The following is a 15,400-nucleotide window of genomic DNA, read 5'->3' as shown; positions in this document are numbered from 1 at the left end:
CATAAAAGTAAGTTGGTCTTTTAGAATAGGTTTTCGTAGGGTATTTTGTAATTTTGCGCCTCATAAAAAATTGAAAGTTTACAGTTGAGTTTTAATAAGGATTGAATTTATATTAAGATGGGACCTTTGCAGATCAAAGAATTATTACAACAGACTCCGGATGGACAATCCGTTACCCTGAAAGGTTGGGTACGTACGAAACGTGAAAGTAAAAACGCGATTTTTATAGCGCTTAACGACGGATCAACCATTCATAATATTCAGGCGGTGGCCGCTCCGGGACAATTCTCTGCTGAACTTTTGCTGACTGTCACCACTGGTTCTTGTCTAAAAATAACGGGCCAGCTTGTAGCATCTCAGGGTTCTGGTCAGGCTGTGGAGGTTAAAATCGATGATATATTTGTTTATGGAACGGCAGATGTGGATTCTTATCCGTTGCAGCCAAAAAGACATTCGCTTGAATTTTTACGTGAAATAGCGCATTTACGCCCACGTACGAATACTTTCAGTGCAATTTTACGTATTCGTCATGCCCTGGCTTTTGCGGTTCATAAATATTATAACGACAGAGGGTTTTTCTATCTTCATACACCAATCATCACTGCTTCCGATGCGGAAGGTGCTGGTGAAATGTTCCGCGTTACGACGCTGGATCTGGAAAAATTGCCAAGAACAGACGAAGGCGCAATTAACTTCAAAGAAGACTTTTTTGGAAGAGAAGCAAACCTGACGGTATCCGGCCAATTGGAAGGCGAGTTGGGAGCGATGGCACTTTCAAAAATTTATACTTTCGGCCCAACGTTCCGTGCGGAAAATTCAAACACAACCCGCCATTTGGCTGAGTTTTGGATGATTGAGCCTGAAATGGCTTTTTTTGAGCTGGAAGATAATATGGATCTGGCGGAAGATTTCATCAAGACTGTTATCACTTATGCACTTGAAAACTGCAAAGATGATCTGGCATTCCTTGAAAACCGTTTGGCAGAAGAAGATAAAAATAAACCACAAAACGAACGTTCAATTCCACTTTTGGAAAAATTGAATTTTGTTGTTGAAAATGCATTTGAGCGTCTGACTTACACAGAAGCGATCGATATTCTTTTAAAATCGAAACCACATAAAGAAAAGAAATTCCAGTATCCTGTAGGTTGGGGAATTGATTTGTCCAGCGAACATGAGCGTTACCTGGTTGAAAAACATTTCAAAAAACCGGTTATCCTGACCAACTATCCGCGTGAGATCAAATCGTTCTATATGAAATTGGATGACGATGGAAAAACGGTTCGTGCGATGGACGTTCTTTTCCCTGGAATCGGAGAGATTATCGGCGGGAGTCAGCGTGAAGATAACTACGAGAAATTACTGGAACGTGTTCATGAAGTAGGAATCGATCCGGAAACAATCTGGTGGTATCTGGAAACGCGTAAATTCGGAACGGCGCCTCACTCCGGTTTTGGTCTGGGTTTTGAGCGTCTGGTATTGTTCGTGACCGGAATGGGTAACATCCGTGATGTGATTCCTTTCCCAAGATATCCAAAAAGCGCTGAGTTTTAATCAGCGCTTTCTGAAACTATTTTTCACCGTAATAGCAGGCAAAAACGCTGTTGCGGTGAAGAATATCATAATGAGAAAAGCCGGAATAACGCAGCAAACCAAGCTGAAACGGCAAAGAACGCGGAGAGTCTTCCTTGTCAATATAAGCGAAGACTTTTTCTTTATATTCCGCTCCGCCAAGCGATTCCAGATAATCGCCATAACGTTTCCACATCAATTGATGAACGCCCGGTTCATCAAAAGAAACTAGATCGGAAACATAAATTCTTCCGCCTGGTTTTAGCCAGATATATAATTTTTCAAAGGTTTCCTGCCAGTCTTCATCGTCGCGAAGGTGATGCAAAACGGCTCCCGCCAGAATACAATCAAAGGAATTTTCTTCAAAATCCAGATCGCGAAGATCTGATTGATAGGTTTGAACATATTTCACACCGGAACCTTCAATGCGCTCACTGGCTCTTGTCAGCATAGGTTGACTAAGATCTACCAGATGACATGCCAACGGATGAACTTCCTGTATAACTCTCAACGTAAAATTTCCTGCACCACAGCCAATATCCAGAATCGTATCGTTAGGTTTTAAATGTAAAGCGGCTGTTTCTGCCACCAGATCCAGTACCAAAGGCGCATCAATTGTTGCCTGCTGACCGGTTTCAAGCTTGCTGAAACGCTCAACATCATGATCAAAACGGGTCTGGATTTCCTGAATTGTTGATTTTTGTGCTAATGGAGTTGTCATTTATTTTGCCGGGTTTGTCTGTGGTGTTAACATATTTTGGAATCAATCTAAATCGGAGTCAGGTTCTTTACTTTCTAATATATATCTTTGTAAGCCTGGAAAATTTTATTTTGTATACATTTCGATTTATAATGTAATACGAAGATAACGCATAACCGGGTTGCTATCATATTGAAATAGATTAGATAAAATATAGAAAATGCTGACTGTTTATCGTTAGTATTTAACGTTTAAAAAACTTTAATGGCCAAAAGCCTATGTTGAAAAAAGTGCAGCCGAAAGTGTGGTGGGCGGCGTTATTTGCCGTATTTGTAATAGTGCTTTCCCTGGTTTGGGTAAGGAACAGTAAATCTCACGATCTGGTCAATTTCAAAAGAAATGCCAAATCAAATCCCAATCTTGATCCTGTCGAAATTCGAAATCCGGATGCAAAAACGCAGGCTAAAATAGAACAAATTCAAGATATTTTCAGAAGGAAAAGGAATGCAGGTTTCAACGGAAATGTGCTGATTGTTCAGAAAGGGAAAATCCTTTATCAGAATTCTTTTGGTTATGCGCACTTGCGGGATAAGGATTCGCTGCAAAGTCACTCCAAATTTCAACTTGCTTCTTTGTCGAAACCTTTTACGGCTGTTGCCGTTCTGAAATTAGTTCAGGAAGGAAAGGTAAGTCTGGATGATTCTGTTCAAAGGTTTTTTCCTGATTTTCCATACCACGGCGTAAAAGTGGATATGCTGCTAAGTCACAGAAGTGGTTTGCCGAATTATATTTATTCATTTCCGGACAGCGTTCGTCATGGTAAAAAGTTTCCAACCAATATGACGGTGATGGATTGGTATGCGAAGGTGGTTCCTACGCCGCATCCATACAACCGGCCGGGTCGTTCTTTTAATTATTGCAATACAAATTATTGCGTTCTGGCAGCCATCGTTGAAAAAGTAAGCGGAGACTCGTTTAACAATTTCGTACATAACGAGATTTTTACACCACTTGGAATGAACAATACTGTTTTGGTAACGGATACTTCGGAAAGTGCCATGATGTACCGGACCGTCGGTCATCAATATGGCCGGATGCTGGCCAAGGATTATTATGATGATGTGGTTGGGGATAAAGGTTTGTATTCTACCACGGGAGATATTTACCGTTTTTATGCCGGACTGACTTCCGGTTTATTGATAAATAAAAAACTGTTAACGGAAGCCTGGACGCCAAGAAGTTTTGAGCGTGACGGAATCAGAAATTACGGTTACGGATTCCGTATGCACGTAAAACCGGATCATTCCACAAGATTCATTTATCACGGCGGCTGGTGGAAAGGATACAATTCCATGTTCTGGATCTGTCCGGAGGATGAGGCGGTGATTATCATTTTAGGAAATTCATACAACAAAAATATATACGATATCAAAGAGTTATTAACGGTGCTGCACGGCAGCGAAAGTGAAAAGCTGGAAGATATCGAGAAAGACCTTTAGCTTAGTTTGAAATCGGCGGTTAATTCAGGATATTTGCCGGACTTAACGAATACTCACCTCAATGTCAGAAACTGCTTATACAATACCTGCATCTTTACTTCTGGGTTTACCGATTCTGGCATTTTTTGTTTTGTGGCTTGGCGGAAAAAATCTGAATAAGCCGGCAGGTTGGATTGGCGCGTTTATCACGGCTATTGGATTAGTGATAAGTATTTATTTTGCTGATATTGAAACGCTGCACACAGTACAAATCAACTGGGTTCTTATCGGGCAAACCAATATTGAACTCTCTTTTCGCTTCGATGAACTGACGCTGATTATGCTGATCATTGTTCATTTCGTAGCATTTCTGGTTCAGATTTATTCCATGTCCTATTTGCATGGCGACAAGAATCTTCACCGTTATTTTGCTTTTATTCAGCTTTTCCTTTTTTCAATGGTTGGAATTGTACTTGCCGGAAATCTTCTGGTAATGTATATTTTCTGGGAACTGGTGGGGCTTTCTTCTTATTTGTTGATTGGTTTCTGGTATTTCAAACCACGCGCAGTCTGGGCGGCTCAGAAAGCTTTTGTGTTAAATAGAATCGGAGATGCAGCATTCCTGACCGGAATTTTAATGCTGTTTTACTATATCGGTTCTACCGACTTTGAGGTGCTCGCCACCTCCATCCAAACGCTTGATCCGGGAATTTTAACCGGAATTGGTTTATGTCTTTTCGGTGGTTGCATGGGAAAATCGGCTCAGTTTCCACTATCAGGTTGGTTGCCGGATGCCATGGAAGGGCCAACGCCTGTTTCAGCCTTAATCCATGCCGCGACGATGGTGGCTGCCGGGATATTTTTATTGGCGAGAATTTCCTTTCTTTTAACACCAGAAGCACAAATTGTCATTGCTTGCATTGGAACAATTACAATGGTAATCGGGGCCGTAAAAGCGACGCAGGTTTGGGATATTAAAAGAGTACTGGCATATTCAACCATGTCTCAATTAGGTTTGATGGTTATCGCCGTCGGACTTGGTAGCTGGCGGACTGCACTTTTTCATTTGGCAACGCATGCATTTTTTAAAGCCGGATTATTTCTTTCGGCCGGTTCCGTTATTCATGCTGTCACACCTTCGGAAAATGACGAAACTTTTGATCCGCAGGATATGAGGACGATGGGCGGACTTCGAAAATATTTGCCGATCACTTTTATCTGTTTTGTAATCTGTTCATCCGCTTTGGCCGGACTTCCGTTTTTCTCTGGATTTTTGTCAAAAGATGCGATTATTGTAGAAGCATTTTTCTGGGCTGAAAAACATGGAGCATGGGCTTATTTTTTCCCGGTTATCATTATGGTTTCTGCCGGAGTTACGGCTTATTATATGGCACGCCAGGTTTGGCTGATATTTTTAGGCGAAAATAGATACCAGATTTTCAAATCCGTTCATCCGCACGAATCTCCTCTAACCATGTGGGGGCCGATGTCTTTGTTGGCTGCGCTTTCTGTGTTTATCTGGTTTTCCTGGAATCCGTTTGACGCATCATATGGCTGGTTTTTAGAATTGGTAGGAGCAGAGGAATTCGGACATATTCTTTGGGTGCCATTTGTGGCAACCGGCGTTACGGTATTATCTATTTTTCTTGCATTTAAAGAAACCAAGGCAGAAGATCCTTTCTCGATGTATGCCGGGAATTCTAAAAATTCAATTCCGGTTTTGAAAAAACTGGCCGGATTAAACGAATTTTCCAGAGAGAATTTTTTCATCAAATCCTTTGCTTTTATTTCAGCCGGATTAATGCAGTTTGAAGCGCAGATTGTCAATTCTTTTGTAGATGGCGTAGCAAAATGGAGCGTAGTTATGGCGCATGCGCTGAGCTGGGGAGACAGAAATATTGTTGACGGCGGTGTAAAGCTGACTGTTTATACAATTAAATCGGCCGGACAAGGAGTTCGCGGATTACAAAACGGGAAAATTCAATCCTATTATTTAGTGACTGCATTAGGAGTAGTTCTTCTGGTTTTGTGGTTAATGATTTTATAAGAAAATAATTCAAGGGCACGGTCTGCTCCTTATCATATATTCGTTTCAGTTTATCCTAATGATTGATCATATACTTTCCTTACTGATTGCTATTCCATTATTCGGAGCCGTAGCCGTTTCTTTCTGGCCGTCCCAGCGTGCCGGTGATTTCCGATTGATTGCGCTGTCAGTTTTGCTTTTGGAATTATTAACCGGGCTTTCATTATTTCTCTTTTTTGATAATCAAAATACAGGTTTTCAATTAAGCGAAACGGCAGACTGGATCACACTTCCAATTGGTTCTTTGGGAACAGTATCTATTGATTATGCATTGGCAGTTGACGGAATCAGTTTTCCTCTGGTTTTATTAGCGGTTGTCGTTCTGTTTGTGGGAATGATCAGTTCATGGAGTATCAATCAGAAAACAAGAGCGTATTTTGCTTTATATCTTGTTTTAAGTGCCAGTATAATCGGTTGTTTCCTGGCTCAGGATTTCTTCCTTTTTTATCTGTTTTTCGAATTTATGCTTTTGCCCATGTATTTTCTCATTGGTTTATGGGGCGGACCGAGACGGGAATATGCAGCACTCAAATTTTTTGTTTATACATTTTTTGGATCATTATTAATTCTGATCGTCATGATCGGATTATATCTTTCTGTAATCGATCCTATTGAAACAGCACGTGCTGTCGGAATTCTGGGGCCGGAAGATCTGGTACAAACAGATGTGATTTTACAAATTCAGCAATGGCTTGCAGATGGAAGAATTGGTACGGATCAGCTGGTTCATACGTTCCGTTTTTCTTATTTATCTGATGCAGGAAATTATATTCCGGGCTCAATTTTAAGTCCTGAAACAGAATTTATCTTATTTGGAATTCCGGTTCGTCTCTTGGCTTTCTGGTTTTTGTTTATTGGTTTTGCTGTGAAACTGCCGGTCGTTCCAGTACACACGTGGTTGCCTGATGCGCACGTAGAAGCACCTACGCCAATTTCAGTAGTTCTGGCAGGTATTCTTTTAAAAATCGGAGGTTATGGTTTTATAAGAATTGTTGACGGATTTTTTCCTGTTGAGGCGCAATATAGCATGGTTCCGCTTGCAGTTTTAGGAATGATTTCTATTGTGTACGGTGGATTTAATGCTTTGGGACAAAGTGATCTTAAAAAGATGATCGCTTATTCTTCTGTCTCTCACATGGGTTTTGTTTTGCTTGGTATCGCCGCATTTACAGCCGAAGGTATCAATGGAGCTATATATCAAATGGTGAGTCACGGTGTACTTTCTTCAATGTTATTCCTTTTGGCAGGTGTTATTTACGACCGTACACATGACCGTAAAATCGATAATTACCGTGGATTGATCGGTCCGATGCCTCGCTATACTGTTTTGACAGGAATTGCATTTTTTGCTTCGCTCGGATTACCTGGATTCTCAGGTTTTGTTGGAGAATTGTTTACTTTGATGGGTGCATTTCAGGCAGCGGCTTTGCCTGTTTGGGTTCCTGCGCTTTCTACTTTGGGAATTGTATTGGCAGCGGCTTACTTTCTCTGGACTTATCAACGTATGTTTTTCGGGTCGTTTTGGTATAAAAATGACAGTTCTATCAGATTGACTGATTTAACAATTCGCGAAACGGCTCTTTTGGTTCCACTTGCTATTCTTTCGGTTTTATTAGGAATTTTGCCTGGATTATTGTTCGATATGACGGGGCCAACGGTTCAGGCCTGGCTGGAAAGGTTGCAATAATTTTTTTTGCCACGAATACACGAATTTTTCACGAATTGGTTTTAAATTATGATGAGCCGTCCGGTGAAAGTAGACTACTCATAAATATCTTTTCGATGGCCTAAGGCGATAACATCGATTATTAATTCCTTATCCAATATTTCATAAATAACCCGATAATTACCAATTCGTATCCGATAACCATCTCTGCCTTTCAATTTTTTGCAGCCATCAGGTCTTGGGTTATTTTCAAGTGCGGCAATTGTAGGAATAATTGATGACACAATTTTGTCAGGAAGATTATCCAATTGCTTTTGAGCTTTCTTTGATAAGTAAACAGAATACTCAGGCATTTTTTGATTCGCGATTGTTTAGGTAATCCGAAAATAGGATTCGAGTTCCATCGTTTTCCTTTTTTGCTTCATCATACAATCGCACATCTTCCTGATCTTCCAACGCTTCTATAATATTGTCAAACTCATTTAGCGGAAGCACAACGAGTTGCTCTCCTTCGTTGCCAACTATGTATTTTGGGTGTAAAGCTATCATAATCTTTTACTTATAGTCAGGAAATTTAAATGGCAAACTGAGGAGGCTAAATTCTATTCTTCATCAATTTAGATAATGATCTTTTGAATTCAAAGCAGGACTTCTATTAACTATAACGAATTCTAATAATAGAAGTCACACTTTGTTAATTTACTTCCCAAAAATCCGATCAAAACTAAACCGGTTTTTCTTCGATAATGCTTCCAGTTTTTGCTGTTGTTCGTTTGTCAGAACATACAAAATCTCCTCTCTTTTTGCTTCTGCCAATTGTTTGTGATCCCGGCGTTTCGCTTCATCATTTCTGGATAATTTCCTGTCTTTGCGAGCATAACGTTTTTCAATCTTTTTGATTTGTTTCACCTGTCTTTTGGAAAGATCAAGATCACCAGCGAATTTTTCAAGATTTTTTTCTAACCTTTTGTTATTCAGCTTTGGGTTAATGGTGGTTGTTTCCTGAAAATCTTCTGAATCTTTGGAAGATGAATTGTTGGAAGTCGCGCAGCCTGTAAATAATAATCCGGTTAAAGCAAGAAATAAAAAGATGAGTTTTTTCATGGACGGCATTTTGTTGAAATGAATATTGATGGTACTAACGAAGCATGCGTTGAAAAGAATATAAACCGGAAATGAAAAATCTGTTGGAAAACTTCTTTCACTATCCTTTACACAAATTGGCTTATTTAAATAAAATCACTTTTGCCCATAGCCGCCGATAGTATTTTTCAGTAAGAATCCAGTAATTGTAGTTGTGTTTGTGAATGTAAGCCATAAAAGTTTTTCATAAGTACTTCTTTTACCAAATTTTATTTCCTTTTCCCTTATTTTTCTAATGAAAGAAAATTCTACTTCGCACCGGTTGTTATCTCTGGATACGCTGCGTGGGTTTGACATGTTTTGGATTTCCGGTGGCGAAGATATCTTTGCTGTTTTAGCCAAAGTCACCGGCTGGTCGTGGGCCGTATTTATTGCACATCAGCTTACCCATCCCGACTGGAATGGTTTCCGTGCCTATGATTTAATTTTCCCTACTTTCCTTTTTATGGCAGGTGTATCAACGCCATTTTCATTGGGAAGCCGTTTGGAAAAAGGAGTGCCGGCCTCAGATTTAATTCGTAAAGTAATTCAGAGAGGCATTATCCTTGTTTTTTTAGGGATCATCTATAACAATGGAATTTTTCATACCGAATGGGCTAATATGCGTTATCCAAGTGTTTTGGGACGTATCGGTTTGGCAGGAATGTTTGCGCAGATTATCTATTTGTATACCGGAAAAACAAGTCGCTGGATCTGGTTTGCTGGTTTGTTATTAGGCTACTGGGCATTTATGATGTATTTCCCGGTTCCGGGTTGCGAAGCCGGATTAATGACGATGGAATGTAATCCTGCAAGTTATTTTGACAGAATGATTCTTCCAGGACGTCTGCATTTAAAAATTCACGATCCGGAAGGTTTGGTTTCAACAATTCCAGCTATTGCAACTGGATTAATGGGAATATTTTCAGGAGAAATTCTAAGAACTGATTCTGCTAAACTTTCTCAAAATAAAAAAGTACTTTATCTTGTAGCTGGTGGTGTTGTCAGTTTGATTATCTCACAGCTTTGGGATATTGTTTTTCCAATCAATAAGAATTTGTGGACAAGTTCGTTTGTGCTTTGCGCAGGCGGATGCAGCGTATTGTTACTTGCATTTTTCTATTGGATCGTAGATGTTTTGAATTATCGTCGCTGGACATTCTTTTTCGTAGTAATCGGAATGAACTCGATTGTAATTTACATGGTCGGCCGTTATATTGATTTTGAATATACCGCAGAAGCAATTTTCGGTGGGTTACTGGATTTCTTCCCTGAACCGATACCTGCCGTTGGAGGCGTGCTTGCATTCATTGGCGTACAATGGGCATTCATGTATTTGTTGTGGAGAAATAAATTGTTTTTAAAGGTGTAGGGGCGACCCTAGTGGTCGCCCTCGGAATTATCCGGGAATATGGTCCTCGGAATTACCCGGGAATATAACCTTGGAACTATCCGGGAATATAGCCTTGGAAGATCCGGGAATATCGCCCTTGGAAGAATCCGGGAATATGGTCCTTAAAATTATCCGGAATATCGCCCTTGGAACTACCGGAGGACATTGTCCTTGGAACTATCCAGGAATATCGCCCAGGCAACTATTTGGAAATTCTCCGGGTTTTCCGAATAGTTGCAAAGAATTTCCAGATATTTGCTGAGAAATAAAAGGAGATCAGGGTTTAAAGGGTAAAAGGAGATCAGGATTGAAAGGGTAACCACAAGGGATTACCCCAACAGGATTACCCCCAACAGAATTACCCCAACGAGACCGAAATTCTCAGCGTGGCCAACGAAGAAATAAAGTAGATAAATGTCAATACAAGTAACGAATCTTACAAAAGTTTACGGAACGCAGCGTGCAGTGGACGGGATTTCTTTTTCCCTGAAACCCGGAGAAATTGTAGGTTTTCTTGGGCCAAACGGTGCAGGGAAATCAACAACGATGAAGATTCTTACCGGTTATCTTAATTCCACTTCGGGAACAGCAACGGTTGCCGATTTTGATGTGCAGCAACAAGCCATGCCCGCGCGCCGGGCTATTGGATATTTGCCCGAGCATAATCCACTATATCTGGATATGTACGTCCGGGAATTTCTGCTTTTTTCGGGAAAACTTTATGGCATGCGTGGTTCGGCCTTGAAATCACGTGTGGATGAGATGATCAATCTTTGCGGGCTGGAAGTTGAAAAACGAAAAAAAATCGGGCAGCTTTCCAAAGGATATCGTCAGCGTGTTGGCTTGGCCCAATCTTTCCTGCACGATCCGGCGGTACTTATTCTGGATGAACCAACCACAGGTCTGGACCCAAACCAGATCCAGGAAATCAGAGAATTGATCCGCACTGCAGGGCATAATAAAACCGTCCTTTTTTCAACCCATATTATGCAGGAAGTGGAAGCCTTATGCGACCGTGTCATTATCATAAATAAAGGCCGAGTTGTGAGTGACAGTTCTCTTGAAACACTAAGACAAACAGGAAAGTCACTTGAAGAGACTTTTAGAAATTTAACCGTCTGAATGTTTTTGTTATTAATTGTTAATGGCAAATCAGCAACAATCTGATAATGAGCCATCAGCTAAAAGCCAAGCGGTATCAGCAAACAGCCAAAGATTAGAATTGCCTTAAAACGAGTTTAAAGCGGATTTTTTGCTGTTGATAATTGTTGTTGATATAAATAAAGAAAGAAAAATTTGGCTCAACGACCTTAAATGTTTTGAATAATACTTCCTTAAAAAGTTTGGGAAAATAGAGATGGAAAAAAGGTTGGGAAGCCGTATTCGGGTAGTTGCAAGTATTTTGATTTTGGTCTTTTTTGGTTCAGTATCCGTTGCCTGGAAATTAATCCAGACCAGAGAAACTTATGCCGAAATCGAAAAACCTGTTTTGGAAAAGAAACAGGTTAAAGCTCCACGAAGACGCGCGGAGCCTGTTATTGTTTTACCCGAAAATCAATGGGTTGACAGTACACTGAAATCGCTTTCACTGGAAGAAAAAATCGGGCAGCTCTTTATGGTCGCGACTTTTTCAAACAGGGAAGAAGCAAATACACGTTATATTGACAGGCTGATTGACGATTTCCATTTAGGGGGCTTGATCTTTTTTCAGGGCGGTCCGGTTCGTCAGGCTCAACTTACAAATCATTATCAGGCACATTCAAAAGTTCCGCTTTTCATTGGAATTGATGGTGAATGGGGTTTGGGAATGCGTTTGGATAGTACGATTTCTTTTCCAAAACAAATGGTTTTAGGAGCCATTCAGGATGATGAACTGATTTATAAAATGGGCAGCGATATTGCCAGACAATGTCGCCGTCTCGGAATTCAAATCAACTTTGCTCCTGTTTCTGATATCAACAGCAATCCAAAAAATCCGGTGATCGGGATACGTTCTTTTGGTGAAGACCGGGAAAACGTGACGCGGAAAGCCGTTGCTTATATGAAAGGCTTGCAGCATAACGGCATTATTGCTACTGCAAAACATTTTCCTGGCCATGGCGATACGGACGCTGATTCTCATTTTACATTACCCGTTTTGACACATTCGGTTGAGCAACTGAATAATATTGATCTTTATCCTTATCGTCAGCTTATTGCTGATAGTTTGATGGGTGTTTTGAGCGGCCATTTGTTTATTCCTTCTCTGGATAATTCACCGCAGCTTGCGAGTTCGCTTTCTGAAAAAGTGATAACTGGTTTGTTGAAAAACCAGATGGGATTCCGCGGACTGGTTTTTACAGATGCGATGAACATGCGTGGTGTTTTGAAAACAGGCCGGGCGGCGGAGGTAAATCTAAAAGCACTGATGGCTGGTAACGACGTTTTGTTATATCCTGAAAATGTAGCGGAAACAATTACCAAAATAAAAGACGCACTTAATCAGGGAACGATCACTCAGAAATTTCTGGATGATAAGGTAAAACGGATTTTGCAGGCTAAATACTGGTCTGGTTTAGGTCAATATAAACCGATTGATATCAATAATCTGTATTCTGACCTCAATAGAGAAGATAGTAAGGAATTGTATCGTGAATTGTCAGAAGCTTCGGTTACTGTGGTTCGAAATGATAACAATATTTTACCGATCACATCCATCATGGCGCAAACAATGGCGTCTGTTTTGATAGGTGAAGGAAGTACTTCTGTTTTCCAGAAAATGCTGTCAACGTATAAGCCTATGAGGCCTTATACTTTTCTGTCAGATCCTTCTCAGGAAGAGATTTTACAGATGCTTAGTTATCTGCAGCCTTACGAAACTGTGGTGGTTGGTGTAACAGGGATTTCATCTAATGCAAAATATAATTACGGCATTTCGACCGGTACTGCGGAGTTTGTAAAACAATTAAAGCAAAGCGGCAAAAAAGTTATTTTGTGTTTGTTTGGCAGTCCATATAGTATCCAGTTTTTCCCTGAAACAGACGCATTGATCTGTGCAAATCAGGATGGCTCGGACCAACAGGAAATTGTTCCGCAGATTATTTTTGGCGCATTGGCTTCCAAAGGGAAACTGCCGGTTTCTGTACTTTCTTACAAAGCAGGTGATGGTATGGAGACAGAAAGTTTAAATCGCATCAGTTTCGGTACACCGGAAAGTGTGGGGATGAATGCAGCTATGTTACAAAAAATTGATGGCATTGCTAATACTGCCATAATGGATCATGTATTTCCCGGCTGCCAGGTTGTAGTCGCACGCAGAGGAAAAATTGTTTATGATAAATCTTTTGGCGGATTAAACTACCGCACGCCTGAACGGGTAACTTCTGAAACGATTTACGATGTTGCTTCGGTAACAAAAGTTGCGGCAACTTTACAATCCGTAATGCTGCTTTACGACCGCAAATTGATTGATCTGGATGAAAAAGCTTCTCATTATTTGCCAGAACTAATTGGCAGTAATAAACAAAATTTTACCATTCGTGATTTGTTGATGCACCGTTCCGGGTTGGTTTCTTTTTATCCGACATTATGGGACAGGACCAAAACCAGTGCAGGCGGTTTGCTGCCAGAATATTATAGCTCGAAACCTGATAGTATTTACAATCTTCAGGTTGCACCAAAACTTTTTGCGAAACCTACGTTACGTGATTCGGTTTGGAAATGGGTGGTGAAATCTCCGTTAAACAATACAAAAGACAAAGCTGGTAAATACGCGTATTTATACAGTGACCTGGGGTTTTTGACTTTGCAAAAAGTGATTGAAAAAGTGACTGGTCAGCCGTTGAATATTTTTGTAGCTGCCAACATTTATGAACCACTGGGATTGCCGTATACCGGATTTAATCCATTACAGCGCTTTCCTGAAAAACAGATTGCACCAACAGAACAGGATTATCGTTTTCGAAGCCAATTAATTCAGGGAACGGTTCATGATCAGATGGGAGCCGTGCAGGGAGGGGTTTCCGGGCATGCAGGTTTGTTTTCTACTGCAACAGATCTGGCTGTATTGATGCAAATGAATTTATGGAAAGGTAATTATGGGGGCAGACAGTTTTTTGCTCCGGGTACTGTTCCGCTTTTTTCAAGAATGTATGATGAGGCTCATCACAGAGGTTTGGGATGGGATAAAGCACCTTCTGACGGAAACAGTGCCTATGTTTCTGCTCAGGCATCCGTAAATTCTTTTGGCCATACCGGATTTACAGGCGCGATTGTCTGGATGGATCCGGATGAAGATCTGCTCTTTGTATTTTTATCAAACCGTATTCATCCCGATGCTGAAAACAACAGTATTACTTCGCAGCGCACCCGCAGAAAAATTCACGATGTAGTATATATGTCACTTCTGGAACGTAAAAGCATTCTTCGTTAATTCTAAGGAAATGTATTTGAAAAATATCTCTAACTTTACCTTTCATTAACAGGTAAGTGGAAAGATATTAAGATACATACATGAAAAAAACATTTATTAGAAAAGGAATTTTTGCATGCATTGCCGCTATCGTTGGGATAGCTTCTTCATTTGCTCAGACAGCTATAACCACAGGAGCCATTACACCCACATCAATGTGCGTTGGAAGTTCTGTGACAATTGCTTACACAACAACGGGAACTGTTGCTGCGGGGACTATTTTTTCAGCTGAATTATCTGATGAAACCGGAGTATTTCCTGCATCGCCAAATGTCATTGGAACTGGAACAGCGTCACCTTTGAGTGGTGTTATTCCAGCGGGTTCTGTTGCGGGAGCAGCTTATAAAATCAGGGTAACTACGAGCACACCAGCTGTTATTGGTGATCCTAGTGCTGCCTTTACTGTTAATGCAATTCCAGGAGCTCCGACAGTAACCAGTCCGGTTAATTATTCAGTTGGTGATCCTGCAACTGCTTTGCCATCGTCTGCTGGTTATTTATGGTACGATGCAGCATCTGGCGGAACCGGATCAGCAACAGCACCAACACCATCCACGGCTACTGCCGGAACGAAATCTTATTTTGTAAGTCAGAAAGTTGGGGATTGTGAGGGGCTTAGATCGGAAATAGTTGTTAATGTTGCTTGTACTGCACCTGCTGCGCCGGTTGTTGTTTCACCAGTAAATTATACAGTTGGTCAAACGCCTGCTGCTTTATCAGCTACTGCTTTGGCAGGGAATACTTTAAAATGGTGGGGAAATGATGCATCTGGCGGAACATCTTCATCAGCAACACCGACACCATCCACGGCTACTGCCGGAACTGTCATTTATTATGTAAGCCAGGTAACTGCTGCGGGTTGTGAAAGTCCCCGTGCTGCAATCAGTGTTGTGGTATCTGCTTGTACTGCACCTGCTGCGCCGGTTGTTGTTT

General features: G+C 40.9%; 12 protein-coding genes. 8 read left to right on the top strand and 4 right to left on the bottom strand.

What is annotated here, in order from left to right:
• Nucleotides 1–117: 117 nt before the first annotated feature.
• Entirely contained in the window at nucleotides 118–1,554 is a 1,437-nt protein-coding gene (gene asnS / locus IEE83_RS26890) for an asparagine--tRNA ligase (RefSeq protein WP_194123868.1), read from the top strand.
• A 16-nt stretch (nucleotides 1,555–1,570) separates the two neighbouring features.
• Here the strand turns inward: asnS and IEE83_RS26885 are convergent, their stop codons facing one another.
• Complete coding sequence (locus tag IEE83_RS26885; protein WP_194123867.1) at nucleotides 1,571–2,293, bottom strand: class I SAM-dependent methyltransferase; 723 nt, start codon at nucleotides 2,291–2,293, stop codon at nucleotides 1,571–1,573.
• A gap of 257 nt (nucleotides 2,294–2,550) precedes the next feature.
• Between IEE83_RS26885 and IEE83_RS26880 the strand changes: the two genes are divergently transcribed.
• The 3 genes from IEE83_RS26880 (at nucleotide 2,551) to IEE83_RS26870 (ending at nucleotide 7,523) form a co-directional block, all read left to right on the top strand.
• A complete protein-coding gene (locus IEE83_RS26880; protein WP_194123866.1) occupies nucleotides 2,551–3,771 on the top strand; it encodes a serine hydrolase domain-containing protein in 1,221 nt (406 codons plus the stop codon).
• Nucleotides 3,772–3,832: 61 nt separating this feature from the next.
• Nucleotides 3,833–5,797 (top strand): NADH-quinone oxidoreductase subunit L, encoded by a 1,965-nt coding sequence (nuoL, locus tag IEE83_RS26875; RefSeq protein WP_194123865.1) that lies wholly within the window; start codon nucleotides 3,833–3,835, stop codon nucleotides 5,795–5,797.
• 58 nt (nucleotides 5,798–5,855) lie between these two features.
• The gene (locus IEE83_RS26870) at nucleotides 5,856–7,523 is read left to right on the top strand and encodes a complex I subunit 4 family protein (RefSeq protein ID WP_194123864.1); all 1,668 of its coding nucleotides are present in this window, start codon (nucleotides 5,856–5,858) and stop codon (nucleotides 7,521–7,523) included.
• 74 nt (nucleotides 7,524–7,597) lie between these two features.
• Here IEE83_RS26870 and IEE83_RS26865 read toward each other — a convergent pair whose 3' ends face one another.
• The 3 genes from IEE83_RS26865 to IEE83_RS26855 form a co-directional block, all read right to left on the bottom strand.
• Nucleotides 7,598–7,855: a type II toxin-antitoxin system RelE family toxin gene (locus IEE83_RS26865; RefSeq protein WP_194123863.1), complete on the bottom strand. Its 258-nt coding sequence runs from the start codon at nucleotides 7,853–7,855 to the stop codon at nucleotides 7,598–7,600.
• Entirely contained in the window at nucleotides 7,848–8,051 is a 204-nt protein-coding gene (locus IEE83_RS26860) for a type II toxin-antitoxin system Phd/YefM family antitoxin (protein ID WP_194123862.1), read from the bottom strand. Before IEE83_RS26860 ends, IEE83_RS26865 begins: the two co-directional genes overlap by 8 nt.
• A 150-nt stretch (nucleotides 8,052–8,201) precedes the next feature.
• Nucleotides 8,202–8,606 (bottom strand): hypothetical protein, encoded by a 405-nt coding sequence (locus IEE83_RS26855; protein WP_194123861.1) that lies wholly within the window; start codon nucleotides 8,604–8,606, stop codon nucleotides 8,202–8,204.
• Nucleotides 8,607–8,880: 274 nt separating this feature from the next.
• Here IEE83_RS26855 and IEE83_RS26850 point away from each other — a divergent pair, with 274 nt between their 5' ends.
• The 4 genes from IEE83_RS26850 to IEE83_RS26835 all read left to right on the top strand — a co-directional run.
• Nucleotides 8,881–9,996 carry an acyltransferase family protein gene (locus tag IEE83_RS26850; RefSeq protein WP_194123860.1) on the top strand — a complete coding sequence of 372 codons (1,116 nt, stop codon included), beginning with the start codon at nucleotides 8,881–8,883 and terminating at the stop codon, nucleotides 9,994–9,996.
• A 435-nt stretch (nucleotides 9,997–10,431) separates the two neighbouring features.
• Nucleotides 10,432–11,139 (top strand): ATP-binding cassette domain-containing protein, encoded by a 708-nt coding sequence (locus IEE83_RS26845; RefSeq protein WP_194123859.1) that lies wholly within the window; start codon nucleotides 10,432–10,434, stop codon nucleotides 11,137–11,139.
• Nucleotides 11,140–11,374: 235 nt separating this feature from the next.
• Complete coding sequence (locus tag IEE83_RS26840) at nucleotides 11,375–14,428, top strand: serine hydrolase domain-containing protein (protein ID WP_194123858.1); 3,054 nt, start codon at nucleotides 11,375–11,377, stop codon at nucleotides 14,426–14,428.
• Nucleotides 14,429–14,508: 80 nt separating this feature from the next.
• A partial coding sequence (locus IEE83_RS26835) for an immunoglobulin domain-containing protein (RefSeq protein ID WP_438821034.1) occupies nucleotides 14,509–15,400 on the top strand: 892 nt, incomplete at its 3' end.

This window comes from Dyadobacter subterraneus (assembly GCF_015221875.1).
Lineage (GTDB): Bacteria > Bacteroidota > Bacteroidia > Cytophagales > Spirosomataceae > Dyadobacter > Dyadobacter subterraneus.
The sequence above is the reverse complement of the archived record's forward strand: the minus strand, read 5'-3'. Positions and strand labels throughout refer to the sequence as shown.